Raw genomic sequence first — 24,165 nt, 5'->3', positions numbered from 1 at the left:
TTAATTCAAATGCCGCCAGTTACGACTTTGTTAACCACCTGAAAATGCTTGTGTCGGGGAAAGGGCGAAAGTGGGGAGTGAATGTGCGCTTCATCACGTTCTGCCGTCATTCCGGCCTTGTGCCGGAATCCAGCCGACGCGCGTTCGAGCGTCGAAGAAACACCTTTCAGCCCAAGGACTTGGGCTGACTGGATACAGACCCAAGGACGGTATGACGGGAATGCGGGGCGAGCCTTGCGGGTGCTCTACAATGGCGTCTTTGACGCCATTTTTCGCCCGCCGTGCAATGCATTATTTCCCCGCTTTTCCCCGGCGCCCCAAACCCCCTTATTCTCGGTACTGTCCTCAAGGCCAAGGCGTGCGCGCGGCGCGGCGGTTGAGGCGGCAGGCGGCTGGAGCCGGGGTTTTATCCCGCATGTCACGGTTTTGGGCCGCCGGAATGCTCTTTTCCAAAGTCAGAGGTTGGGAGAGGGATTGTTGGAATAAAGGGGCCGCATTGTCTGCACCTCCCTATACTCATCGTCCAATGCCCCGCAGCGATGCGGCCCTTCCTGCCTTTGAACCGTGCCTTTCTTGAAGGTGCGGCCAAAGCTGCGTGGGTTTTTCAGAACCGCTCCATTTCCCGTTTCACCTTGTCCATGAAAGCGGCACGGGTTTCCGTCGTGCAATTGTTCATGTCGTAGTGAGCGAGAAATTTCACCGGCGCGCCGAGCTTGATCTGGCCGCGCAGCACGCGCTTGACGATCTTCTTCGGTGGGTTGCCGGCCAGAAAGGCGCGCATCGGCGTTGCGCCATAGGTCATGACGGCAGTCAGCTTGCGGATATGCCGCAGCGTCGGCGTCAGCTTGCCGTCCTGAAGCGCAAAGGAAACGCCCGGAAGCCACACCCGGTCGAAATAACCTTTCAGCATGGCGGGAAAGCCGAAATTCCAGACCGGCGTGCAGATCACCAGCCCTTCGGCGGCCAGCAGCCGTTCGCAATAGGAGCGCACCAGATCGGCATTGTGCGGAATGTCGTGATAGACGCGCCGGTCATGGGCCGAGAGAACGGGATCGAAGCCTTCTTCGTAAAGATTGCAGGCATCGACCTCGTGGCCCGCTTTTTTCAGGCTTTCGCAGGTCTGTTTAAAAAGTGCCCGGCCGTAACTTTCTTCCAGCGGGTGCGAGTGCAGCACGAGAACGCGCATGTCAAAGCTCCATATCAGCCGCAGGCGCACCGCCCCGACATGAGGTTGAAAACTTTTCCGCGCCGTTGTCCTAGCGAAAGGCGATCCGCCGCCCAAAGCAGTGCTGCTTTTCTCGGATCGCCATTCACCACGCCCTCTGCCGGGGCATGGAACCCTGCCGCTCATGGCAGGGTTCGGGAGTACCTTCGGAATGATGTCTGTGGCGGTTGTTATGTTCGGGTCTTTACGCCTCCTGTGCTTCCGCGAAAGCGGACAGTCCGGGGAAAAGGTAATTGGTCCCGGCCTTGAAATCAAAGTCGGGATTTTCCCAGGCGATCATTTTTCCGGGGTTGAGCAAGCCTCTGGGGTCGGTTTCCTTCTTGAAGGCCAGCTGCACCTTGTCCGTCTGCTTCATGCCGCCTTCTTCCAGCGTGTAGCGGTGCGGATTGAAGATCGGGCAGCCGTTTTCTTCATGAATGCGGATGATCTCTTCCAGCCGTTCCTCGGTGGTATAGCGTACCAGCGGCAGGCCGGAGCACTGGATGTGGCCGTCGAACTTGATGAACTCCAGATGGCCGACCACTTCGTCGCCGAAGATTTCCGTCATCCTGCGGACCTTTTCCACATGGTCGGGGCCGGGATATTGCACCTGTAGATAGGTCCAGTAAGGGTCGACCTTCAGGGCGCGCAACGTCGTGTGGTTCCACGCCAGCTCATAGGCATGCGGAATGCCCTTCATGCTTTCCACCGTATCGGAACGGAAGCGGATATCGCCCTTCATGCGTTCGGTGAAGGCGACGAAGGGTTCGATGGAGTGCGGCGCGACCATCAGCACCACCACCGACTGGCCTTCCTTCAGCCATGGCTTGTGGCGGTTGAAGTAGTCGAAGGGAATGGGGGCTGCGATGGGTGCCACTTCCTTCAGGAGAATGCCGTTCTTGTGGGCCAGCGCATCGGCGAATTTCACCGCATCCATGTAGTCGTCGTAACCGACGATCACGTCCACCCAGTCGTAAGCGGTGGCAAGCGGCATTTCGACTTCGGTAATGATGCCGTTGGTGCCATAGGCGTGGCTGACCTTCTGCAAGTCCCATGCGGTGAGGTCGAGAACGCGGGGTTCCGCCTCCATGGTCACGACCCGCAGTCGCAGGATGTTACCGAGGTCGCGCAGCCCGCCCCAGGTGATGGAGCCGACGCCGCCCGAACCGCCGGCGATGAAACCGCCGATGGTCGCCGTCTGCTTGGTGGAGGGGTGGAAGCGCAGCTCCTGACCGGAATGGGCCTTGGTCTGCCTGTCCAGTTCGGCAATCACGATGCCCGGCTCGCACACGACGCGGCCCGGCCTGATCTCCTTCACCTTGTTCATGCCCGCCATGTTCAGCACGATGCCGCCGGAGAGCGGCATGGCCTGGCCGTAATTGCCCGTGCCCGTGCCGCGTGGTGTGACCGGCGCGCCGTGGGCGAACGCGACCTTCAAGGTGCGGATCACCTCTTCTTCGCTCGTGGGCGTGACGATCAGATCGCCGATCACGTTGTCCAGCTGGGCTTTCAGCACCGGCGAGTACCAGTAGAAATCGCGGCTTTTCTGGCGCACCAGTGCGGGATTGTCCTCAACGGCGATGCCTTCCAGTTCCTGCTTGATTTTCGCGTAATCCACCATCTTATCGGTCCAGTACAGGGTCAAGGTCACGGTAATCCGGCAGGCGACGGTCGATGCCCATGCCATTCCGCATCACGATGCGGTCGGCCTGCGGACGGGAAAGAAACTCGCTCCAGCGTCGTGCCGAAAACAGCACCAGATCGGCCGGGCCGCCGACGCGGATGCGGCCGATATCGGCGCGGCCGAGGCTATCGGCGGGCGAGGTGGTGACGATGCGCGCCGCATCGTCGAGCGGATGATCGAGGTGCAGGATGCGCACCGATTCACGGAACACCTCCACCGGGTCGAGGTCGCCATAAGCGTAGAACGGATCGCGGGTGTTGTCGGAAGACACGGCGGTCCGCACACCGGCAGCCGCCAGTTCCTTGAACAGCGTCACGCCGCGCCAGCGGGGCGTGCGGCCTTCGTGCCGGTCCTGAAGATACATGTTGCACATGGGCAGCGACACGACGTTGAGGCCCGCTTCCGCCACCTTGTCGATCACGGCCTTCGCCACCTCGTCGTCCTGCCGTGCCAGAGAGCAGCAATGGCCGACGGTGACAGAGCCTTCGAAACGGTTGCGGATCTTGGCTTCGGCGACGGCTTTAAGGGCCAATACCTGCTTGTCTTCCGTTTCATCCACATGGAAGTCGACATCGAGGCCGTTGTCGGCGGCGGTGCGGAACAGAAGATCGAGGCGGGCGTCGAGATCGTGAAACATCTGCGGCACACCGCCGAGCAGACCGCCATGGCGTTTCACCACCGACACCAGATCGGCAAAATAGGCTTCGTCGAAAATCTGGTCGGTCGGAAACAGCGCGACGGCCTGAAGCGCGATCTTGTCTTTCCAGTCCTCGCGGACTTCGGCAAAGACCTCGAAGGAGGTGTGATGCTGTGGGGCGATGCTGTCGAGATGGGTGCGCAGCAGCTTGGTGCCGTGGGCATAGGCGCTTTGCAGCGAAAATTCCATGCGGGCGCGCACGTCTTCGGCAGACCAGTTGGCCTCGCGGTCGGCGCGCACATTGTCCAGCGCGCCCATGAAGGTGCCGTCCGGGTTGCGGCGGCGGTCCCAGATGTGGCCCTTATCGATATGGGTGTGCATGTCGACAAAGCAGGGCCAGACCATACCGTCACGCAGATCGGCTTTCGGCAGGCCGGCAGGCGCTTCGCCTTGCGGCAGGATGGCGGCGATCTTGCCGTTGTCGATGACGAGATCGGCGCTTGTCAGCCCCTCACGAGCGGGTGCGTCGAAACCTTCCACCGTAATGGCGGGCAGGGTGGCGTTGGCCAGAACGAAGGTGGCAGCGTCCGGCAATGTTATGAATGCGGCAGTCATCAGTTTTCCCGTTTCAGGCTGCTTTCATGCCAGCGGTGCAGCGAAAGCCATGAGATGAAGGAGGTGATGGCGAAGATCGCCACGCCGAGACAGGACAGCAACAGAAGGGCGGCGAACAGGCGCGGAATGTTCATGCGGTATTGCGATTCCAGCAGGCGGAACGCAAGGCCCGACCCCGCGCCCGCGGAACCGGCTGCGAACTCCGCGACCACGGCGGCGATCAGCGCCAGCCCGCCGCCGATGCGCAGGCCGGTCATGAAATAGGGCAGCGAGGCGGGAAGCTTGAGGTAGAGCAGCGTCTGCCAGCGGGAGGCACCGTAGAGATCGAAGAGGTTCAGCAGGTTGTGATCGACGCTTTTCAGGCCCTGCACCATGTTGGACAGGATCGGGAAAAACGCCACGAGAAAGGCGCAGATCAACAGCGCCACCTGCGTGCTCGGCGCGTAAATCAGGATCAGTGGTGCGATCGCGACGATGGGTGTCACCTGAAGGATGACGGTAATCGGATAAAAGGCGATCTCGATCCAGCGCGACTGAACGAGGAAAACGGCGATGCCGACGCCGCCGAGAAGCGCCAGCGCCAGCGAGGCCATGGTGATCTTGGTGGTGACCCAGAAGGCCGGAGCGAGCGTTCCCCAGTCGTTGAACAGTGAGGCGACCACGGCGGCCGGGCCGGGCAGGATATAGGGCGGCACGCCGCTGACCCTCACGCCGATATACCAGATCAGCACCAGCACAGCGACGACGCCGATGGGAACGAGCGTGCGCAGAATGAGTTCGCCACGCTTTTCAAGGAAGGTCTTTTCCCGTGCCTTCGGCAAGGTGGTTTCCAGTGTCGCGGACATCAGTGTTCTCCGTTGCCGATGGCTTCGAGAAGCATGGTGGACACCTTTTCGCAGGCGAGGCGGTAATCTTCCGAGGTGCGGTAATGCGCATCGCGCTCCATCGCCGTGACCAGCGGAAAATCGGCATGCACCCGGCCGGGGCGCGCCTTCATCACCACGATGCGGTTGGAAAGATAGGCCGATTCATAAACCGAGTGGGTGACGAAGATGACCGTGATGCCGGTTTCGCGCCACAGCCGCAGCACGTCGTCGTTCAGCTTCTGGCGGGTGATTTCGTCCAGCGCCGCAAATGGTTCGTCCATCAACAGCAGCTTGGGTTTCGTTACCAGCGCGCGGGCGATGGAGACGCGCATCTTCATGCCGCCGGAAAGTTCGCGAGGATAGGCATCGGCAAAATCGGCAAGGCCGACCGTTGCCAGCGTCTTCATGATGTCGTCGCGGGCAGCAGCCTTGGAGACGCCGCGCAGTTTCAGCGGCAGATAGACATTGCCGAACACGGTCTGCCACGGCATCAGCGTCGGTTCCTGAAACACGAAGCTGATATCGCCTTCCGGCAGTCCTTTCGAATTGATGCGTGAGCTTGGCCAGTCGATGGAGCCGGTGGTGACGTCGCCCAGACCGGCGATGATGCGTAGCGCGGTGGATTTGCCGCAGCCGGAGGGGCCGAGCAGGCTGACGAACTCGCCGCCTTCCACCGTCAGATCCATGTTGGAGAGCGCGACCGTGCCGGAAGAGAAGGTCTTCGAGACGGATTTCATGACGACCAGAGGCCGCTTGCGGGATTCTGCCGGAAGGCCAGTGGTGGCCGCTGGGGACAAGACGCTCATCTTCACTCTGGAATTGTAATGCGGGACAGACCCGCCACGCGTGAAACGCGGCGGGTCAGGCGTGTCTTATTTCTTCAGCGCCATGCCGACGCCCTTGCAGACGAATTTGGTTGTGTAGGCTTTCTTGTAGTCGAGGTCGGCAGGCTCCAGACCGATCTTCACCACGGCATCAAAAAAGGCCTTGTAGCGCTCGTCAGTGATGCAGCCGATGCCCTTGGTCGCGGCGTCACCGGATTCGAGGATGCCGTATTCTTTCATCTTGGCAATGGAGAAGGCGATCTGCTCGTCCGTCATCTCCGGATTGTCTTTCTTGATGAGATCGTTGGCAGCCTTGTTGTCGCCGTAGAGGTAGTTGTACCAGCCTTCGAGCGTCGCATCGACGAAGCGCTGCACCATCTCAGGCTTTTCCTCGACGGTCTTGGTCTGGGCGGTAATCATCGTGGAATAGGGTGTGAAACCGGCGTCGGCCAGCAGGAAGACCTTCGGCGCCCATCCGGCCTGTTTTTCGATCTCGTGCGGCTCGGAGGTCAGGTAACCCTGCTGGGCGGAAGCCTTGTTGGTGATGAACGGGCCGGGGTTGAAGGTATAGGGCTTGTACTGCTCGTCCTTGAACCCGGCGAAATTCTTCTTCATCCACTCGAAATAGGTGGCGTAGCCTTCCTTGCCCATGAAGATGGTGTCGAGCTTGGCGAGATCCTCGAATTTTTCGATGCCCGCATCCGGGTGGGCGAGAAGCACCTGCGGATCCTTCTGGAAGATCGAGGCGACGCTGGTCAGCGGAATGCCTTCCTTCACAGCGTCCATGTCGCCGAGCTGGCCGCCCATGTAGAACGTCACCTTGCCGGCGATCAGCAGCGAGCGGTTGGCGGCGTTCGGGCCGCCCTGCACGATGGTGACCTTCAGGCCGTGTTTTTCATAGGTGCCATCGGCAACCGCCTGATAGAAGCCGCCATGTTCGGCCTGCGCCAGCCAGTTCGTGCCGTAGGAAACCTCGTCCAGCGCCAGCGCCGGGGCGCTTGCGGCGAACGAGGCACAGAGCGCGAGGCCAGCCAGAAGCACGTTTTTCGTCAATCCACCGGTCATGTTTTTTCGTTCCCCTGTTGAACCCTGCGACTCGCCTTTTCCTCGTTCAAGGATGCGGCGGCCGGTTTTGTTGTCCGCATTTGATCGTGCGTATCGCGCATTGAAAAGCATCAAAATTCGTGCACATTGATGCCTTAAAGGCATCGTTTGAGTGTGAGCGCACAAATGATGCGATACGATCAAAATTTATGCAGGGTTGTTCCTTCGTGCTCCATTCACGCAAGCTGCAATATATCGACGAGATCGTGCGCTGCGGTTCCATCCGCAAGGCGGCGGCCCGGCTGAACGTCGCTTCGTCGGCCGTCAACCGGCAGATTCTGGCCATCGAGGAGGAGTTCGGCGCGCCGATCTTCGAACGCTTGCCGCGCGGCCTGAAACTGACGGCGGCGGGTGAGCTTTGCATCGAGCACATCCGCGAGGTGCTCAAGGATTACGAGCGGCTGGAAACCCGCATTCGCGGCCTGAAGATGCCGCAGGCGGGCAAGGTGACGATGGTGGCGACGACCGGCCTTGCCGCCGGGCCGTTGACGACGATCCTGCACAGTTTCCTCGAAAAACATCCGCGTGTCAGGGTGCTGTTGCAGCATGACAGCGGCACGCCGACCGTCAATCCGGTGCTGACCGGGGAGGCGGATATCGGCCTTGGCTTCAACATTCCGGCCGCACCCGGCCTACGCACGCTTGCGCTTTTCGATGTGCCTGTGGGTGTGGTGCTGCCGCCCGGTCATCCTCTGGCGGATCGCGAGAGCCTCGACCTGACAGATATCGTGCATGAAAAAATGGTGCTGTCGCAGCCGGGAACGAGCCTGCGCAACATCATCAATCTGGTGCTGGCGCCGCTGCCGGTGCAGGTGGAGCCATCGCTCGAAACCAATTCCGTAGAGCTGATGAAGCAGCTCGTGCGCTCCGGTTCGGGGCTGACGCTGCTCAATCCGCTGGACGTCTATCTGGAATGCAGACGCGGCGAATTGCTGTTCCGGCCGTTTTCGCCGCCGCACATGCGGCATCAGCCGATGAAGCTGTTTGCCCGTTCGCGTTCGGCGCTCGATACGGCGGCGAGCCTTTTCGTGGAGTTCCTGCTGTCGGAGCTTTCGGCGCTGGTTGCGGACCTGCAGGCGCAGGGCCATGTGCCGCTTCAGGACAAGCCGCGGGAGCAGTCGGCATAAAGTTTCTGGTTTACCGAGAATAGAGTGCCGACAGTGGATAATCGGCAAGGTCGCGCAGTAGCTCTATGAAACCTGCGACCTGATATTTGCAGATCGCCTCGCCCTTCGCCGCCGTTCCCTTTGAGGCATCACCGACGACGCCGTTGTCGTTCAGGTCATGGGCGATCCAGGCCAGCGCATGCGGCGGCAGCGGCTGGATGAAGCGGGAGCGTTCCTTCATCCATTCGGCCTTCGAGATAAAATTCTCAGCCTTCTCCATGCGCACCAGCTCCGGGCGGAAATGCAGCATCAGTGACGTCTCCACCTCGCCGCCATGGATGCCGAACTTCATTTCATGCTCGCCGATCAGCCCTTCGGGGTGGCCGAAGCGGCCCCATTGCGTGCCGATCACCGCCATGCCGTATCGCACACGCAGCTCACGTCCGACGATGCTCATGATATCGACATTGCCGCCGTGGGAATTGACGATGACCATCTTCTTCACGCCCGCTTCGGACACCTTCTGACCGATGGCGGTCCACATGCGGATCAGCAGGTCGGCGTCGAAGGACAGTGTGCCTGGACCAAAGATATGTTCGTTCGCCTTGCCGATCTGCTGTGTCGGCAGAACCAGCGTCTTCAGATCATCCGGTTTCTGGTTGCGGAACTCGGCCAGCATGCCTTCGGCGATGGCGACGTCGGTGGCGACCGGCAGGTGCGGGCCGTGTTGTTCGGTGGAGGCGATCGGCAGGATCGCGACGGTCTTTTCCGGGTCGAGGGTCGCGAAATCCAGCGTGTTCAGTTCGTTCCAGTAGAAAGCCGTCGCCATGGTTTTTCCGCTCCGTTGTCGTGTTCCCTATCGGAGTTAAGCGTTTCGGCGGAACGCGAAAAGCATCAATTTGCGCGCATGCCGCTCTCTTTTTCAGTGCGCGCAGATGTCTCCGGATAAAGAAAAATGCAGCTCACGCCGAAAAAGCGAAAACAGATAAAATTGTAGCTATCGGCTTAAAGCGGCCGAAAAGAGTGCTGTGCCATTGTGGGACTACAGACGAAGGAGCGCTCCGGAAAAGAAGAAGGGCGGCCCTTTCCGACAAGACACACATCAAGACCGGCAGAAGCTGGCGGATAAAAAGGCAGGGTACTGAAATGCTGAAAAAGATCATTGCTGCCGCAATCTGCGGCATTGTCGTTGCTTCCATGTCCACCCATGCGGACGCAGCCGGTGCAGCCGGTTTTGCGCGCGGTTTCGCTTCGGCTGAAAAGTCGGCGCTTGGGAAAATCGACATTTCCGCCACCGCCGGCTCTGACAGCTGCACGCTTGTCGCTGGCCAGTGCCTCTCCTTTAAATCGGCGCGTCTGACGGAAAAGCGCCGTAACGAGTTGCTCAACGTCAACCGCGACGTCAACGCCACCATGGGCGCGCTCGATGACTATTTCTCCAGTTTCGGAAACGACATTCCGGCCACACGGCCTGTGGGCGCAGACAGTTGCGGCGATTGCGCTACGATCAAGCGCTCGGCGCTGGTCGGTGCAGGCTGGGCGTCCAATGCGCTGCACATCGCCTTCGCGCTCGGCAATGACGGATCGCTCGAAAAGGTGCTGATCGTCACGACCGACAAGGGCGAGATCGTTCTCGGCAACGCCGCCTTTGCCGCACAGGAGCGCGAAACCGCGCTCTGACATCATTCTTTTTATGCCTGCCAGACTGCGCCGGTTTTCCCGATCTCCAAAGGATCAGGAAGCCGGCGATTTTTTTCGTTCGGCCACGGCTATTCCGGCAAGCGTCAGAAGCAGTGCGATCAGCTGGTAGGGGTGCAGGGTTTCGCCCAGAACCACGACGGAAAGAAGCGTGCCGAACACCGGGACGAGGTTGATGAACAGGCCCGCACGGTTGGCGCCGATCTGTTCGACGGCGCGGATGAACAGGATCTGTGCCACCAGCGATGCGAAGATGGCGGCGTAAAATACCAGCATCCAGCCGGTCTGGTCCGGCCATTGCACGGTGTTCTGCGACACTTCCCAGCCAATCAGCGGAACGGAACTGACGAGCGCGAAAAATGCCGGAATGGCCATCAGGGTGCGCCAGTCCACTACCGGTTTCCATCGCAGGATGACGGTATAGATCGCATAGGCCAGAACGGCGAGCAGCATGATGGCGTCACCGACATTCATTTCCAGCTGCAGCAACGATGCCGGGTCGCCATGCGAGGCGAGAAGGCCGACGCCTGCGATGGTCAAGGCGAAACCGGCAACCTGGCCCATGAAGACGCGGGTCCTGAACAGCAGGAAGTTCAGCACGAAAATGACCATGGGAATGCCCGCCTGAATGACGGCGGCATTGATGGCGGAGGTATATTTCAGCGCCGTATAGAGAAAGACGTTGAAGGCGGTATAGCCGATGCTGCCCAGCACGAAGAAATAGGGCAGGCGTTTTTTCACCACCGGCCAGTCGCGTATCAGCTGCGGCAGCGAAATGGCGAAGATCAGCGCGACCGCGAAGACCCAGCGCAGGAAGGTGAAAGCCATGGGGCTGATATGGCCGACGGCCAGCTTTCCGGCGACGGCGTTGCCGCCCCAGCAAAGCGTGGCGATGATGAGTGCGATATAGGCTTTCGAGGTCACGCTGATCTTTCGGATGGGGCTGTGGAAGGCGCGGAAACAGGACGCCACACAGCTGCGGTTGCATCGAAAGCGTCTTTCCCGGAGGCGGAGATAAAGCCGAAAACGGCATTTTGTCACGGAAAAAGCAAATTTCCCCGCAAGAAACAGGGTCGCTTTCCGCAAGACAACACAGTATACATTCGCGGGTTTGGGTTTCCCATCGAATTACCGGGGCGCGAAAGCGCCATCAGCAGGAAAGCAAGAAATGACGAATGTTGTGGTGGTCGGCTCGCAGTGGGGCGATGAAGGTAAAGGCAAGATTGTAGACTGGCTGTCCGAGCGGGCAGATGTCGTCGTGCGTTATCAGGGCGGTCACAATGCCGGTCATACGCTTGTCATCGACGGCGTGAGCTACAAGCTTTCTCTTCTGCCTTCCGGCGTCGTGCGTCCCGGCAAACTGGCCGTGATCGGCAACGGTGTCGTTGTCGACCCGCACGCGCTGATCGCCGAAATCGGCCGTCTCGAAGTGCAGGGCGTCAAGGTCACGACCGACAATCTGCGTATCGCCGACAATGCCACGCTCATTCTTTCCCTGCACCGCGAACTGGACGGCATGCGCGAAGACGCCGCCTCCAACAGCGGCACGAAGATCGGCACCACCCGCCGCGGCATCGGCCCGGCCTATGAGGACAAGGTTGGCCGCCGCGCCATCCGCGTGATGGACCTCGCCGATCTCGAGGCGCTTTCGCTCAAGGTCGAACGTATCCTGACCCACCACAACGCGCTGCGTCGCGGTTTCGGTGCGGCTGAAATCTCCCATGAAACGATCATGGAAGAACTGACATCGATCGCCGACAAGATCCTGCCGTTCAGCGAAACCGTCTGGCTGCTGCTCGACAAGAAGCGCCGCGCCGGTGCGCGCATCCTGTTCGAAGGCGCGCAGGGCTCGCTGCTCGATATCGACCACGGCACGTATCCTTACGTTACGTCTTCCAACACGGTTGCCGGTCAGGCCGCCGCCGGTTCGGGCATGGGGCCGGGTTCGCTCGGTTACATCCTCGGCATCACCAAGGCCTACACCACCCGCGTTGGCGAAGGCCCGTTCCCGACCGAGCTGAACGACGAGATCGGCCAGTTCCTTGGCGAAAAGGGTCATGAGTTCGGCACCGTCACGGGCCGCAAGCGTCGCTGCGGCTGGTTCGATGCCGCGCTTGTGCGCCAGTCGGTCGCCACCAACGGCATCACGGGCATCGCGCTCACCAAGCTCGACGTTCTCGACGGTCTGGATGAGCTGAAGATCTGCGTCGGCTACAAGCTCGACGGCCAGGAGATCGACCATCTGCCGGCAAGCCAGGGCGCCCAGGCCCGCGTCGAGCCGATCTACATCACGCTGGAAGGCTGGAAAGAATCCACCGTCGGCGCCCGAAAATGGGCGGATTTGCCTGCTCAGGCAATCAAGTACGTTCGTCAGGTGGAAGAACTGATCGGAGCGCCGGTTGCGCTTCTGTCCACAAGCCCCGAGCGTGACGACACCATACTTGTGACTGATCCGTTTGAGGATTAATGTCCTCGGCGATCAAGTTTCATAAACCATATCGGGCCGGTACGTCGCCGGCCGCGACGAGAAAGTGCTTATGGCGGATTTTGTAGCGGTCATTCGCAAAGCCGTGGATGGCTTGGCGAACAATACTCCCGAAAACCGGGCGAAGGTTTACGAGAAGGCGCGCGGCGCAGTCGTGCGCCAGCTTGAAAACATGAAGCCGCGCCCGCCGGAAGAATTGCTGCGCCGGCAGATCACCAAACTCGACAGCGCCATTGCAGAGGTGGAAAGCGAATTCGCCGAAGCCCTGCCGGCGCTGGAAGAGGACGATGGTGGCGTAGCGCCCGAGGCTGTGGAGGCGGCAGCGCCTTCCTACCACGAGCCTGAAGAGGTTGCCGCAGAGCCGGAGCATCACGTCGCCGAGGCTGCGGATTACGAAGAAGAACGGAGCGAGCCGGTTTACGAAGAACCGGCCCATGAGACACGCTACGAAGAACCGGTTGCGCCAGCCGAACCCGTTCATGAAGAGCCAGCCTATGAAGAGCCGGTTCACGAAGAAGAACCCGCCCGCGCCGACGCTTCCCACGAGGTGCGGTACGAAGAGCCGGAAGAGCTTTACGACGCACCTGAGCCTGTCCATGCTGTCGAGCGGCAAGAGCCGCAGCGCGAGGAAATCGGCACCTATTTCACCAGCGCGCACGAGGAACCGGCCCATCAGCGGCACGAGGAACTCTACGCGGATGAAGGCGATCATGCCGTAGAGGTTCAACCAGTAACCGCGCAGGCTGACGAATCCGTTCCGGCCCATTGGGCTCAGCCCGTTGACGAGGACGACTGGCGCAGGCTGGATGAAGCGGCCGCCGACGAACAGCGTCAGGACGGCGAACAGCTTCCCGAAAACGGGTTCGATGATCGCAACGAAGCCGGACACCGACCTTATGCGGCGGCTCCCGTCGTTGCCTTCGAACCCGAAAAACGCGACGAATACGGTTTTGCCGATCATCGCGCCGATGTCGATCACGATCCGGTTTTCGGTGGACGCGACGATTTTGCCGCGCCGCGCCATGACGAGGAAGCGCCGCCGAAAAAGGCAGCCGTGGTGGAGGATTTCTCCACCTATTTCCAGGACACGGACATCGACCTTCCGGCCGGACGCGGTTCCTCCATGCCGCGTGCGAGCAACGATCCGTTCGAAACGCCGAAAGACGCCAAGGACGCCAAGGAGCGCACGCCCTGGGACGATCTGGACGATCTGATCGGTTATGACGGTGCGTCGCCTTCGAACCGTGCGGCTTCGGACGATGCTCCTGCGGTTGGCGCAGGCGCTGCGACAACGCCCGCCTACATGGTCAAAAAGAAGCCGCGCCGAAGCTACGCGTCGGTTCTGCTTGCCGTTGCCGGCGCCGCGCTTCTGGTCGGTGGCGGTTACGCGATGTGGGCAAACCGCGATGCGCTGAACGACATGGTTGGCGGTCTGGTGCAATCGGCAGGCAATGGTGACGGGCAGACGGCTCAGCCTTCCACCGATACCGCCCAGAGCCAGACACCGGCAACGACGCCTCCGGCTGCGCAGCAGCCGCCTGCAGGACAGCAGCCGCCAAACCAGAGGCCCGACAACGGCGACGATGGCTCCGTAACCGGCACGAAGTTCACCCAGCGCCTTCTGGCGGACGGGACCGAGCGTGACGAAGGGCCGGCTGCGGGTGCAAACGGCCAGCCGATGACGGCGGAAGGCCAGTCCGTCTACGAGCAGAACGTTGCGCCGCCCGCGGTCACCGATGCGCCTGCCGCAAATGGCGCCGCACCTGCCGGAACGACGCCGCCCGCACAGCAGGCACAGGCTCCCGCCGCTTCCGGCGAGCGCATGTTCCTTTACGAAGAGGTGCTTGGCCAGACGGTGCCGACGGCGATCCAGGGCTCCGTTTCCTGGACGTTGCAGCAGGAAAACGACAGTGAAGGCCGTCCGTCTCCGACGGTTCAGGGCCAGCTTACGGTTCCGGGCCGCGGCTTGAGCGCGCTCATCACCTTCAAGCGCAACACCGATCCGTCGCTGCCCGCCAGCCATCTGATCGAGATCGTCTTCTCGGTTGCTCCCGGCTTCGAGGGTGGGGCGATCGACAGCGTTCAGCGCATTGCGATGAAGAGCACTGAGCAGGATCGCGGCAACGCGCTGATCGCGGTTCCGGCCAAGATCACCGACGATTTCCACATGATCGCGCTGAACGACTTTCCGGATGCGATGAAGACAAACCTCGAGCTGCTGAAGACGCGTAACTGGATCGACATTCCGGTGTCGTACCGCAATGGCCGCCGTGCGCTTCTGACCCTGCAGAAGGGTCCGGAAGGCATCGCCGCCTTCGACGCGGCGCTGCGCGACTGGGCTGCTGCGACACCAGCGACCGGGCAGTAAAGAGGGGTTGTGAACCAGCTAGGGGGCAGGTTCCTACTCTATTTAGAACGAAAAGCCCGCGAACCTTTCGGTTCGCGGGCTTTTTCTATTTCGTTCGAGTCGGGCAGCCGGGCTTATGCATCCACCACGCGAAGGGCGCGGGCGGCTTCCAGTGCTTCCTTCTGAACGGCTTCCTGAACCTTCTCGAAGGCGCGAACCTCGATCTGGCGCACGCGCTCGCGGCTGATGTCGAACTCGGAAGAGAGTTCTTCCAGCGTCACCGGTTCTTCGGCAAGGCGGCGGGCCTCGAAGATGCGGCGTTCACGGTCGTTCAGCACGCCCATTGCCTTCGCCAGCATGCGGCGGCGGGTGTCCAGTTCGTCCTGTTCGATCAGCACGTCTTCCTGGCTGTCATGGTCATCCACCAGCCAATCCTGCCACTGACCGGATTCACCTTCGGACGCCTTGATGGGCGCATTCAGCGATGCGTCGCCATGGAGACGGCGGTTCATCGAGATGACTTCTTCTTCAGAAACCTGAAGTTTCGTCGCGATTTCCTTTACGTGCTCCGGCTTCAGATCGCCGTCGTCGATCGCCTGGATGCGGCCCTTGAGGCGGCGCAGATTGAAGAACAGGCGCTTCTGGTTAGCCGTCGTACCCATCTTCACCAGCGACCACGACCGCAGGATATATTCCTGGATCGAAGCCTTGATCCACCACATGGCGTAGGTGGCCAAGCGGAAACCGCGTTCCGGATCGAACTTCTTGACCGCCTGCATGAGGCCGACATTGCCTTCGGACACGACTTCGCCGATCGGCAGGCCGTAGCCGCGATAACCCATGGCGATCTTTGCAACGAGACGCAGGTGGCTGGTCACAAGCTTGTGGGCGGCGTCGCGGTCGCCATGTTCGGCATAACGCTTGCCGAGCATGTACTCTTCCTGCGGCTCCAGCATCGGGAACTTGCGAATTTCGTCGAGATATCTGTTTAGACCGGCTTCACCGGCTGTAATGCTAGGCAAACTGTTGCGGGCCATATAGCACCCCCTTATCTATGGTCTGTGGCGGCACCCTTTTTGACGCTTCTACGTCCCACGTCAGGCATGCCGTCGTGGCGGGTCATTATTGACCCCGCACGAACCCAGATGTCAGATATGTACGCGTTGGCGATATTTCAAGCGCTGACGTCAATCACACGTGTGTGACGCGTGACCCAATATCTTCCATCCCCTGTTTAACCTTGCCGCGGTAGATTCGTTCCGAAAAATTTCCAAGGCCGGAGCGCACCATCAGCTCATACATCAGCCGTCGGCGCATGGGATTGTGCAGGCGCATGATCTGAGATCCGAGAAACTCGGTCTGTGCATGATGAAGCGTGCGCAGGTCCGGCGCATTGGCGATGATGTTCTCGTAATGGGCATGGAATTCGCGGCGGCAGACATAGGTCTTGTATTTCGTCATGCAGAAGCAGACGAGATTGTGCCCATGGGTGCGCAGGAAATCGGCCATACCGACGGTCACTTCCGGCCAAGCGGGGTTGAAGGTGTCGTCGAAGACGATGACGCCGTGGTCGGCGATTGCCTCCATGGCGAGTTTTGCGTCCGCCATGACGTGATGCAGGTGGTGGCCGCCATCGATGCTGAAAAAGCGGACTGGGCCGACGCGTTCCACGATGTCACTGGCCTCCAGCCGGGTGCTGTCGCCGCGAATGACGAGATCCTCGTCCACGTTCATGCCGAGACGCCTGCCGTTTTCCAGAAAGCACTGATACTGGTCGAGGCTGCCATCCGCCGGTGGATCGAGGTCGAACAGGTCGATGCCGAGCACCTTTTCGCCCTCTGCCGCGAACTTCTGCAGCAGGAAATAGGAGCGACCGTAAAACACGCCGATTTCCGCCATGCCACCGTCGAGGCCGCCTCTTGTCTGTGCCTCCAGCAGCGCCTTGAAGACCAGCGCATCGGGTGGATCGATGTAACCCTCCACCGTGCGCAGATCCTGAAATATGAAGCGGCGTTCATCGCTGTTCATATGCAATCGTTTCCCGTTTCCGTCGTCATGCTGACGCCCGGTTCATGGACGCGCGAGGAATGACGTTGGACGATTGAAGCGAAATTTTGGCGGTCCGGAATCAAGACCGACTGGAAAACATGGAGAAGTCGCTAATCCTGTTGTGTTATCCAAGACTTCGCGAATGCGGCGGGAACGATATTTTTTCCGTTCCCGCCGCGCGGTTTTATGTTTTCTGGCCCGTCTTGGATCGCGGATTACGAATGTTGCGGTCCGCGAAGCGCCGTCACCAGCTCTGCCATGTCGTCCGGCATATCGGTTTCGAACTCCATCACCTCGCCGGTGCGGGGGTGCTCGAAGGCCAGAAGATAGGCGTGCAGCGCCTGACGCGGGAAGCGGCCGACAAGGCTTCTTGCCGGTTCATCCAGAAGGTTCGCCTTGGTGCGGTAGGCCGCGCCATATTCCGGGTCGCCGATCAGCGGGTGGCCGATATGGGCCATGTGCACGCGGATCTGGTGGGTGCGGCCGGTTTCCAGACGGCATTCCACCATGGAGGCGAGGCAGGTGGCATCCGGCTTTTCGTGGTAACGCTCGATCACTTCGTAGTGGGTGATCGCTTCGCGGGCATCGAAGGAATCCTCATGCTTGACCGCACGCTTGGTGCGGTCGTTACCGCGCCCCAATGCGGCGTCGATGGTGCCGCGCAACGTTTTCGGACGACCCCAGACGATGGCCTTGTAGGCGCGTTCCAGCGGGCCGGTGCGGCCGTGGTCGGCAAACTGCGCGGCCAGATGGCGGTGGGCATTGTCGTTCTTGGCGACGACCATGACGCCGGAGGTTTCCTTGTCCAGCCGGTGCACGATCCCGGGGCGTTTCACGCCACCGATGCCCGACAGGCTGTCGCCGCAATGGTGGATCAGCGCGTTGACCAGCGTTCCCGTCCAGTTGCCCGCACCCGGATGCACGACCAGACCGGCGGGCTTGACGAGCACGATCAGGTCGTCGTCCTCGTATTCCACGGTCAGCGGAATATCCTCGCCCTTGGGTTCGGGGTCTTCCGGCTCTGGCATGGAAATCTCGATGCGGTCGCCGGGGTGCACCTTCTTTTTCGGTTCGGTGACGGGTTTGCCGTTCACGGAAACAGCGCCCTGTTCGATCAGCGCCTTGAGGCGGCTGCGCGACAGATCGCCGCCAACTTCGCCCGCCAGCCAGGAATCAAGGCGGCCTTCGGCGTCTTCCCCGGCAATCAGGACTTTCCTTGCGTCTTCGCCTTGTTTAAAGGGGTCGTTCATTCTTATTTTTCCGATCCATCAGCATTTCAGGGAACCCGATGACGCAGATCGAGCCAGACGAACAGGAAGACAAGCCGCTAGACCCGGCCATGGAAAAAGTTCGCCGCAAGATGATCCGTTTGCAGATCGTGTCGGGCTCCGTGATGTTTATCAGCCTTATGGCTGTCTTCGGCGCGGTTGTCTACAAGGCGATGGGGCCGTCGAAAACGGCTGCCACGACGCAGACGCAGACGATGACGGTTCCTTCCGACGCACCGATTGCCGCGACGGCCAGCCTGCCGCAGGGCTTCGTGATCGAAAACGTCAGCTATTCGGGCGGCGACATGCTGTTTTACGGCAGGCTTGCCAACGGCACCCGCAAGGCGCTGGTGTTCAACGTTGCTGCCGGGCGCTTCGTCGCCGATGTCACGGTCGATGGCCAGTAAGACACCGGAACTCCTGGAGGGCCGTGTCCTGATCCCGGTCGAGGATGCGGACGATCCGCGTATCGCGGCGTTTCGCGATATCCGCGAGCGTGACCTGACGGGTAGGCAGGGACGGTTCATCGCCGAAGGGACCGTGGTGCTGCGCATGCTCGCTACCGCCCATAAGACGGGCGGCGCCTTTGCGGCGGAAAGCATCCTGATCCTCAAGAACCGGCTTTCCGGTGTTGCCGACATTCTTGCCGAGTTCCCTGAGGATGTTCCGGTCTATGTTGCGGAAGCGCCGGTGCTGGATGCCATCGCCGGTTTCCATCTGCATCGCGGCATTCTGGCGCTTGGTCGTCGCGTCGGCGATGCTTCGCTGGACGATCAGATCGGCCGGCTGCCTGCCTCGTCGCTGGTGCTGGTGGGGTGCGGCATTTCCAATCACGACAATATGGGCGCGATGTTCCGCAATGCGGCGGCTTTCCATGCCGATGCCGTTTTTCTGGATGCTACATCTTGCGATCCGCTTTACCGCAAGGCGCTGCGTGTTTCCGTCGGATCGGTGCTGGCTGTACCTTACCATCGCGGCGGCGGCGCGGTGGAGATGCTGGAGCGGCTGTCTGCGGCAGGATTTGCGATCTGGAGCCTGTCGCCCAACGGCGAAACCGAGATAAGGCAGATCCCGCGTTCCGAGCGTATGGCGCTGGTCATCGGTACGGAAGGCGAGGGATTGCCGCAATCGGTGCTGTCGCGCTTCCACACGGCCCGCATCGCGCAGTCGCCACAGCTCGACAGTCTGAACGCCGGAACGGCTTCGGGGCTGGCGCTGTACCAGATGGCGGCGGCGATCGGTCGGATCTAGAGAGGTTCCATTTAATCGGAAACGCTCTGCAGCGTTTTCCGATGCTCTCCTCCGTCATTCGTGGAGCCGGGATCAGGTCCGGGGTGACGTGGACTTTTCCATCAGTGCTGCGGCCCTTTTTGCCAGGCTGTCGCGACCGGAATTGCCTTCCGATTTGGCGAGAAGGACGGGGATGGGCGATGTCTCGCCTTCCTGTGCGGCGGTAAGCGCAATCATCTGGGCGGCGATGCGGGCGATCTCGCGGCGGATCGCCTCGTCGTTCGATGTTCCGCGAACGTTGAGAAGCCGCTCGGTCAGCGCGGTTCCCTGATTGCGGATATCCTCGATCTGCTGGGCAAGGGCATCCGGCTGAAGCTGAACGGCAGGCTCTGCCGCCGCGTTGGAAACGGGCGGGACAGGATCGGAAGCGACGTCAGCCACCTGCGGTTTTTCGGGTTCGACTGCCGGCTGCTGCCTGCCTGCCGGGTTCGGAAGGCGAATGACCATATCGTTCGACTTGCCGCCGGTGGCCGCAAGCTGTTCCTTGAGGCGGGCGACTTCCTGCGTCCGCATCGTCAGGGCCGTATCGAGATCGGCATTTTTGGCGATTTCCGCCGCCAGCTTTTCCTCAAGACGTGTGACCTTGCGGCTTTCCCGGGCAACGGCGGTCATCGCCTCACGGTTGCGGTCACTCACATCCTTCAGCTCGCGGGCCGCGGTTTCGCCTTCCTTGCGGATACGCGAGGCGCTCTGCCTTGCCTGTTCGGCCTCAAGATCACGGGTGGCGGCGAGAACCTTCGAATCATCCAGTTCGCGGGTGAGGCTGGTCAGTCGCCTGGTGAGTTCCGACATCTGGGTGGCGCGGCTGGTGGCCGCTTCAAGCTGCTCGGAAAGGGCGGATTGAAGGCGGGCGGCATTCGCCTCGCTTGCATCCAGAGCCGAGCGCAGTTCGCCGATTTCGAGCGTCAGTTCCTCGAACTTGACCAGAAGATTGCGATTCTGCTCGCCCAGCCGATAGGCATCGCTGGATGCGGCTTCGTTGGCCAGGCGCAGCGAGGTGTTCTTTTCGCGTTCTGTGTCCAGTTCCTGCTTCACCCTTGCGTTCTCAGCCGCGTAAAGCGCGCGCGCCATGTCCTTCTGGGCGCGGACTTCCTGCGGGCTGATGGGCATGGTCGCACGCAGGCGGTTTTCCGTATAGGCGACGATGCGGCGATGGATCGCGGGCGCGATCAGCAGGGCAAGCAAGGTTGCGGTCAGAAAACCCAGTCCGAAAAGAATGGCATATTCTATCACGCGCGAGGATCTCCGACACTACAGAGCATTTTTCTCGGTGAAAACGCGTTTGCCTTCAATGCTTCATTCCCGTGTTTCCACGCATTTCCGGGTGGAGTGCGGCCATCTTGCCCAGACAAACAGCTTTGTGCGCGCAAATGGCAATTTGGAGGCATGTTACGCCGTTGATGCCGCCGGCGGGAAGGCAGGTTTTTGCCGTTCCCCGGATCGGACAGCAGCCTCTACCGAATCAGAAGGGGTTCCAGGTCGGCTGCTGGGTGAGCTTCAGATAACCCACATTGATGCCAAGCCGCGCGCCGATGCCGGTGCGGATCGGAGCAATGGTCACGTCGGAGCTTTTCAGATAGGTCATGCCGACGCCCGCCACGATGAAGGCGGAACCGCTGACACCACCGTAACGGCGATAAAGCGCGTCGACGGCGGGAAGGTTGTAGACCAGCATCATGGCGCGGGTGCCCTGACCGCCGTAGTCGAGGCCGAGCGACGGGCCTTGCCAGAAGACCGGGTGCTGGCCTGCGTTTTTGGTATAGAGCGTACCTTCGCCGTAGGTCAGGCCGGCAACGAAAGCGCCGGAGCCTTCCTGGCCGAGAATATAGCCGTTCGGGAGGCCGTACTGCTGGAAGGCACGTTCGACCACCTTGGCCAGTCCGCCGGTCGTTTCGCCGAAGAAGCCGTGGCCTGCGTCAACGATCTCCTGGATCGTGTACTGGTCGCTGCTCTGTGCCGCGGCAGGCGCGACCGACAGAAAAAGGCTCGCGAACAGCACAAGAATCTTTTCCAGTCCGAGGCGTGCAATGGTGCGGGTTTTCGTGAAGCGCATCGTCATGTCCGTCCGTCTGTTGAATTCCGAATTGCCCTGCTTAGGGCATTTGGTCGCCGTGTTAAGGCATTTGGCATTTTGAAACCATCCTATTAACAATCGGTTTACCAAATATGGTGTCATTATGGCCTTAGATGTTCACACCGTCCGCGCAGCCTTGCGCAGGAGAAAATTTTATGACGACCAAACTCAATATCACGCTGTCCGGTCCCGATCTGGCGGCGCTCCTGTGCAGCCGCGTGTGCCATGACGTGATTTCTCCGGTCGGTGCGATCAACAATGGTCTGGAACTGCTGGACGAGGGTGGCGCGGACGCGGATGCGATGGATCTCATCCGCACGTCCGCTCTTAACGCATCGGTGCGCCTTAAGTTCGCCCGCCTTGCATTCGGCGCCTCCGGTTCTGCCGGCGCTTCCATCGACACGGGTGAGGCTGAGAAGGCCGCCAAGGATTTTGCCGCTGCTGAAAAGAAGGCGGAAGTCAGCTGGAACGGCCCGCGTGCCATCGTTGCCAAGAACCGCGTCAAGCTGCTGCTAAACCTGTTCCTGGTTGCCTATGGCACCATTCCGCGCGGCGGCAATGTGGATGTGCTGCTGGAAAGCCCGGATGGCGACGCCAAGTTCGAAATCACCGTCAAGGGCCGCATGATGCGCGTTCCGGCCAAGTTCGTGGAAATCTACGAGGGCAGGCTGGAAGAGGCGATCGATGCCCATTCGGTTCAGCCCTATTACACGCTGCTTCTGGCGGAAGAGGCGGGAATGCAGGTGGAATACAAGGTTCACGAGGACCGCGTGGTGTTTACCGCGGTAACCGTACCGGCGGAGTGATCCGCCGCCACCGATATTCCAGAGAGATAAACCGGTGATGCGAATCACCGGTTTTTTGTTGTTGGGGTTCCGGAACGTTACGCCTGTGCCGGGATGCGGGCTATGACCTTGATTTCGAAATCAAACCCGGCCAGCCAGTTGACGCCGAGCGCGGTCCAGTTCGGATAGGGTTGCTGGTCGAAGATTTCGTTCTTGACCTTCATGATGGTGTCGAACTGGCTTTCCGGGTCGGTATGGAAGGAGGTGACATCGACGATATCGTCGATGGTGCAGCCTGCCGCGCCAAGCGTTGCCTTGAGATTGTCGAAGGCAAGCCGGACCTGCCGCTCGAAATCCGGTTCAGGGCTGCCATCCGTGCGGCTGCCGACCTGCCCGGACACGAACAGAAGATCGCCGGATTTTATTGCAGCGGAGTAACGGTGGTTTTCGTAGAGTGCATGCCGGCCTGCGGGGAAAATAGCTTCACGCTTGGTCATGTCATTCTCCTTATGGTGTTGACGCCCCGTCGGTGGGGCGGGGAACGGTCGAACGTCACGGCGCTTCACAATGGCAGTCGCCGTATTATATACGTTGCGTATGTGAAATAGTGACATACGTGACGTATGTCAATTCCAGATACGCAACGTATGTGAATTTGAGGGTTGGAAATGGCTGGACGGCGTTTCGAGACAATGCAGGAAAACCGGGCGAAACTGATTGCCGCGGGACGTAAAGCATTCGCGGAAAAGGGATATTCGGCTGCATCCATGGATGAACTGACCGCCGATGCGGGGCTGACGCGCGGTGCGCTCTATCACAATTTTGGTGACAAACGCGGTCTTCTGGCTGCGGTTGTCGAGCAGATCGACACCGAAATGGCGATGAAAGCCAAGGCTGCCGGTGCGCGCGGCGGTGATGACTGGGAAGGTCTTCTTGCGGAAGGGGCGGCCTATATCGAGATGGCGCTCGACCCGGAGGTGCAACGCATCGTGCTTCTGGATGGTCCCGCCGTTCTCGGTGATCCGTCTCTCTGGCCGAGCCAGAACAATTGCCTGCAGGTGACGAAGAGCGCGGTGGAGCGGCTGATCGAAACGGGTGTGCTGAAACCGCTCGACGCTGAGGCGGTGGCCCGGCTTATCAGCGGCGCGGCCCTGAACGCGGCGCTGTGGGTTGCAGCCAGCGCAAAACCGTTAACGGTGCTGCCGCAGGCCATCGAGGCCTTCAGCGCTTTGGCCTCGGGATTGTTGAGGACGCCGCGATAGGCACGTCTGACGGAGATAACGATACACGAGGTCTGCAGGATCGGAGCGTGGTGGGGATTGTCCATCACGAAAAGCGAAAAATCCGACGCAAATCGCAATCTGAATTTTAACAAATTTATCTCATCGCTGCTTCGGGGTCTAACTGTGAGGGCGCAAGAGTGAGTTTGAAAACCGTTCCGCTGGTTATTCTGGTATTTTTATCAGCTGGAGGATCATCTTGGTCTGATCAGCCGACAACATTGTTTGATCGCTACAGCCGTTCCGTCGAAGCCATTATCGGCACTGTGGACAAGCCAACCAATTATCGGAAGATGATTCTTGATAATTTGAGTGGCGACTGGTTCCGCATAAGTGCGGTTGCCCCTGAGAAAAATGATCCCGCGCAGTTTGCCAGGATGTGCGATCCAAAGGCACTCGCTTCAATAACGATCAACGTTCTGAATGACTATGCTTTTGAAGCTGTCAACGCGAAGGGAGGAAGCATGTCGCTTTCAACCGTCTATACCTCGCGGGCTGGCAACCAGTTTGGCACCTATACCGATGTTACCGTGTTATTTGAAAGAATGGGTGGCGGAACGGATATAACGAGCAATCCTGGCTATTCAAGAATGATTGACAAGGTACTTCACGATAACAACGGGACTGTTTCGATAGTACGGCCATACGATGACATTCTGGTGCTTCAGTCTCCGGAAACTCCTCTGGATGTTTGGGCGCGCTGCCCCAAGCCTTGAGCCTGAAGGCCGCCTTGGTGACTTACTTCCAAATCTTTCCGTAAATTGCAGAGGTTGAATCTGCGTGCGGTGAAGCATCGCTGACACGTATGTGCGCCTTTGAAAAATATGTTTTTGGCGAGCCGGATTTCTA

The 24,165-nt window shown here is 60.2% G+C and carries 23 protein-coding genes; 9 read left to right on the top strand and 14 right to left on the bottom strand.

The genetic code is table 11. The annotated features are described in order from the left end of the window. Positions 1–604 precede the first annotated feature (604 nt). From N7578_RS20400 to N7578_RS20375, 6 genes are all read right to left on the bottom strand, one after another. Positions 605–1,186 (bottom strand): NAD(P)H-dependent oxidoreductase, encoded by a 582-nt coding sequence (locus tag N7578_RS20400; protein ID WP_311112045.1) that lies wholly within the window; start codon positions 1,184–1,186, stop codon positions 605–607. Positions 1,187–1,409: 223 nt separating this feature from the next. Continuing rightward, positions 1,410–2,825: an FAD-binding oxidoreductase gene (locus N7578_RS20395; RefSeq protein WP_311112572.1), complete on the bottom strand. Its 1,416-nt coding sequence runs from the start codon at positions 2,823–2,825 to the stop codon at positions 1,410–1,412. A 1-nt stretch (position 2,826) separates the two neighbouring features. Then, positions 2,827–4,140, bottom strand: coding sequence for a cytosine deaminase (locus N7578_RS20390; RefSeq protein WP_311112044.1), 1,314 nt, complete (start codon positions 4,138–4,140; stop codon positions 2,827–2,829). After that, entirely contained in the window at positions 4,140–4,985 is an 846-nt protein-coding gene (locus tag N7578_RS20385) for an ABC transporter permease (RefSeq protein ID WP_311112043.1), read from the bottom strand. Before N7578_RS20385 ends, N7578_RS20390 begins: the two co-directional genes overlap by 1 nt. Beyond that, positions 4,985–5,812 (bottom strand): ABC transporter ATP-binding protein, encoded by an 828-nt coding sequence (locus tag N7578_RS20380; RefSeq protein ID WP_311112042.1) that lies wholly within the window; start codon positions 5,810–5,812, stop codon positions 4,985–4,987. The genes N7578_RS20385 and N7578_RS20380 overlap by 1 nt, the downstream gene beginning before the upstream one ends. 66 nt (positions 5,813–5,878) lie before the next feature. Beyond that, positions 5,879–6,895 (bottom strand): ABC transporter substrate-binding protein, encoded by a 1,017-nt coding sequence (locus tag N7578_RS20375; RefSeq protein ID WP_311112041.1) that lies wholly within the window; start codon positions 6,893–6,895, stop codon positions 5,879–5,881. A gap of 206 nt (positions 6,896–7,101) precedes the next feature. On the opposite strand from N7578_RS20375, the gene N7578_RS20370 reads away from it, so the two are divergent. Next, positions 7,102–8,061, top strand: a complete 960-nt coding sequence (locus tag N7578_RS20370) for a LysR family transcriptional regulator (protein ID WP_311112040.1) — start codon at positions 7,102–7,104, stop codon at positions 8,059–8,061. A gap of 10 nt (positions 8,062–8,071) precedes the next feature. On the opposite strand, the gene N7578_RS20365 is transcribed toward N7578_RS20370, so the two are convergent. Continuing rightward, entirely contained in the window at positions 8,072–8,869 is a 798-nt protein-coding gene (locus tag N7578_RS20365; protein WP_311112039.1) for a creatininase family protein, read from the bottom strand. 317 nt (positions 8,870–9,186) lie between these two features. Here N7578_RS20365 and N7578_RS20360 point away from each other — a divergent pair, with 317 nt between their 5' ends. Beyond that, entirely contained in the window at positions 9,187–9,720 is a 534-nt protein-coding gene (locus N7578_RS20360; protein WP_311112038.1) for a transglutaminase-like cysteine peptidase, read from the top strand. A gap of 54 nt (positions 9,721–9,774) precedes the next feature. On the opposite strand, the gene N7578_RS20355 is transcribed toward N7578_RS20360, so the two are convergent. Beyond that, on the bottom strand, positions 9,775–10,662 hold the full coding sequence (locus tag N7578_RS20355; protein ID WP_311112037.1) for a DMT family transporter: 888 nt from the start codon (positions 10,660–10,662) through the stop codon (positions 9,775–9,777). A 244-nt stretch (positions 10,663–10,906) separates the two neighbouring features. On the opposite strand from N7578_RS20355, the gene N7578_RS20350 reads away from it, so the two are divergent. Both N7578_RS20350 and N7578_RS20345 read left to right on the top strand, forming a co-directional pair. Then, positions 10,907–12,205: an adenylosuccinate synthase gene (locus N7578_RS20350; RefSeq protein ID WP_311112036.1), complete on the top strand. Its 1,299-nt coding sequence runs from the start codon at positions 10,907–10,909 to the stop codon at positions 12,203–12,205. A gap of 70 nt (positions 12,206–12,275) precedes the next feature. Then, positions 12,276–14,591: a hypothetical protein gene (locus tag N7578_RS20345; protein WP_311112035.1), complete on the top strand. Its 2,316-nt coding sequence runs from the start codon at positions 12,276–12,278 to the stop codon at positions 14,589–14,591. 113 nt (positions 14,592–14,704) lie between these two features. Here the strand turns inward: N7578_RS20345 and rpoH are convergent, their stop codons facing one another. From rpoH to N7578_RS20330, 3 genes are all read right to left on the bottom strand, one after another. Next, the gene (gene rpoH, locus N7578_RS20340; RefSeq protein WP_311112034.1) at positions 14,705–15,607 is read right to left on the bottom strand and encodes an RNA polymerase sigma factor RpoH; all 903 of its coding nucleotides are present in this window, start codon (positions 15,605–15,607) and stop codon (positions 14,705–14,707) included. Between the two features lie 154 nt (positions 15,608–15,761). After that, positions 15,762–16,598 (bottom strand): class I SAM-dependent methyltransferase, encoded by an 837-nt coding sequence (locus tag N7578_RS20335; protein ID WP_311112033.1) that lies wholly within the window; start codon positions 16,596–16,598, stop codon positions 15,762–15,764. A gap of 236 nt (positions 16,599–16,834) precedes the next feature. Then, entirely contained in the window at positions 16,835–17,869 is a 1,035-nt protein-coding gene (locus tag N7578_RS20330; protein WP_311112032.1) for an RluA family pseudouridine synthase, read from the bottom strand. A gap of 38 nt (positions 17,870–17,907) precedes the next feature. Here N7578_RS20330 and N7578_RS20325 point away from each other — a divergent pair, with 38 nt between their 5' ends. Further along, positions 17,908–18,294 carry a hypothetical protein gene (locus N7578_RS20325; protein WP_311112031.1) on the top strand — a complete coding sequence of 129 codons (387 nt, stop codon included), beginning with the start codon at positions 17,908–17,910 and terminating at the stop codon, positions 18,292–18,294. Then, a complete protein-coding gene (locus N7578_RS20320; RefSeq protein ID WP_311112030.1) occupies positions 18,284–19,138 on the top strand; it encodes an RNA methyltransferase in 855 nt (284 codons plus the stop codon). The genes N7578_RS20325 and N7578_RS20320 overlap by 11 nt, the downstream gene beginning before the upstream one ends. A 72-nt stretch (positions 19,139–19,210) precedes the next feature. On the opposite strand, the gene N7578_RS20315 is transcribed toward N7578_RS20320, so the two are convergent. Together N7578_RS20315 and N7578_RS20310 are read right to left on the bottom strand one after the other, a co-directional pair. Further along, positions 19,211–20,410: a hypothetical protein gene (locus N7578_RS20315; protein ID WP_311112029.1), complete on the bottom strand. Its 1,200-nt coding sequence runs from the start codon at positions 20,408–20,410 to the stop codon at positions 19,211–19,213. 229 nt (positions 20,411–20,639) lie between these two features. Continuing rightward, positions 20,640–21,236: a DUF1134 domain-containing protein gene (locus N7578_RS20310; RefSeq protein WP_311112028.1), complete on the bottom strand. Its 597-nt coding sequence runs from the start codon at positions 21,234–21,236 to the stop codon at positions 20,640–20,642. A gap of 170 nt (positions 21,237–21,406) precedes the next feature. On the opposite strand from N7578_RS20310, the gene chpT reads away from it, so the two are divergent. Further along, on the top strand, positions 21,407–22,057 hold the full coding sequence (chpT, locus tag N7578_RS20305; protein WP_311112027.1) for a histidine phosphotransferase ChpT: 651 nt from the start codon (positions 21,407–21,409) through the stop codon (positions 22,055–22,057). A 77-nt stretch (positions 22,058–22,134) separates the two neighbouring features. On the opposite strand, the gene N7578_RS20300 is transcribed toward chpT, so the two are convergent. After that, a complete protein-coding gene (locus N7578_RS20300; protein WP_311112026.1) occupies positions 22,135–22,533 on the bottom strand; it encodes a RidA family protein in 399 nt (132 codons plus the stop codon). A gap of 171 nt (positions 22,534–22,704) precedes the next feature. Between N7578_RS20300 and N7578_RS20295 the strand changes: the two genes are divergently transcribed. Continuing rightward, positions 22,705–23,298, top strand: a complete 594-nt coding sequence (locus N7578_RS20295) for a TetR/AcrR family transcriptional regulator (RefSeq protein WP_311112025.1) — start codon at positions 22,705–22,707, stop codon at positions 23,296–23,298. A gap of 158 nt (positions 23,299–23,456) precedes the next feature. After that, entirely contained in the window at positions 23,457–24,032 is a 576-nt protein-coding gene (locus N7578_RS20290; protein WP_311112024.1) for a hypothetical protein, read from the top strand. The last annotated feature ends 133 nt before the right edge of the window (positions 24,033–24,165 follow it).

Origin of the sequence: Agrobacterium tumefaciens (genome assembly GCF_031801495.1) — a bacterium.
Lineage (GTDB): Bacteria > Pseudomonadota > Alphaproteobacteria > Rhizobiales > Rhizobiaceae > Agrobacterium > Agrobacterium tumefaciens_K.
Note: the sequence above shows the minus strand (reverse complement) of the source record. Positions and strands in the feature narration are given on the sequence as shown.

Coding starts and splice junctions, on each gene's coding strand:
- N7578_RS20400 (WP_311112045.1), bottom strand. CDS start 1,186: ATGCGCGTTCTCGTGCTGCACTCGCACCCGCTGGAAGAAAGTTACGGC.
- N7578_RS20395 (WP_311112572.1), bottom strand. CDS start 2,825: ATGGTGGATTACGCGAAAATCAAGCAGGAACTGGAAGGCATCGCCGTT.
- N7578_RS20390 (WP_311112044.1), bottom strand. CDS start 4,140: ATGACTGCCGCATTCATAACATTGCCGGACGCTGCCACCTTCGTTCTG.
- N7578_RS20385 (WP_311112043.1), bottom strand. CDS start 4,985: ATGTCCGCGACACTGGAAACCACCTTGCCGAAGGCACGGGAAAAGACC.
- N7578_RS20380 (WP_311112042.1), bottom strand. CDS start 5,812: ATGAGCGTCTTGTCCCCAGCGGCCACCACTGGCCTTCCGGCAGAATCC.
- N7578_RS20375 (WP_311112041.1), bottom strand. CDS start 6,895: ATGACCGGTGGATTGACGAAAAACGTGCTTCTGGCTGGCCTCGCGCTC.
- N7578_RS20365 (WP_311112039.1), bottom strand. CDS start 8,869: ATGGCGACGGCTTTCTACTGGAACGAACTGAACACGCTGGATTTCGCG.
- N7578_RS20360 (WP_311112038.1), top strand. CDS start 9,187: ATGCTGAAAAAGATCATTGCTGCCGCAATCTGCGGCATTGTCGTTGCT.
- N7578_RS20350 (WP_311112036.1), top strand. CDS start 10,907: ATGACGAATGTTGTGGTGGTCGGCTCGCAGTGGGGCGATGAAGGTAAA.
- N7578_RS20345 (WP_311112035.1), top strand. CDS start 12,276: ATGGCGGATTTTGTAGCGGTCATTCGCAAAGCCGTGGATGGCTTGGCG.
- rpoH (WP_311112034.1), bottom strand. CDS start 15,607: ATGGCCCGCAACAGTTTGCCTAGCATTACAGCCGGTGAAGCCGGTCTA.
- N7578_RS20335 (WP_311112033.1), bottom strand. CDS start 16,598: ATGAACAGCGATGAACGCCGCTTCATATTTCAGGATCTGCGCACGGTG.
- N7578_RS20330 (WP_311112032.1), bottom strand. CDS start 17,869: ATGAACGACCCCTTTAAACAAGGCGAAGACGCAAGGAAAGTCCTGATT.
- N7578_RS20325 (WP_311112031.1), top strand. CDS start 17,908: ATGACGCAGATCGAGCCAGACGAACAGGAAGACAAGCCGCTAGACCCG.
- N7578_RS20320 (WP_311112030.1), top strand. CDS start 18,284: ATGGCCAGTAAGACACCGGAACTCCTGGAGGGCCGTGTCCTGATCCCG.
- N7578_RS20310 (WP_311112028.1), bottom strand. CDS start 21,236: ATGACGATGCGCTTCACGAAAACCCGCACCATTGCACGCCTCGGACTG.
- chpT (WP_311112027.1), top strand. CDS start 21,407: ATGACGACCAAACTCAATATCACGCTGTCCGGTCCCGATCTGGCGGCG.
- N7578_RS20300 (WP_311112026.1), bottom strand. CDS start 22,533: ATGACCAAGCGTGAAGCTATTTTCCCCGCAGGCCGGCATGCACTCTAC.
- N7578_RS20295 (WP_311112025.1), top strand. CDS start 22,705: ATGGCTGGACGGCGTTTCGAGACAATGCAGGAAAACCGGGCGAAACTG.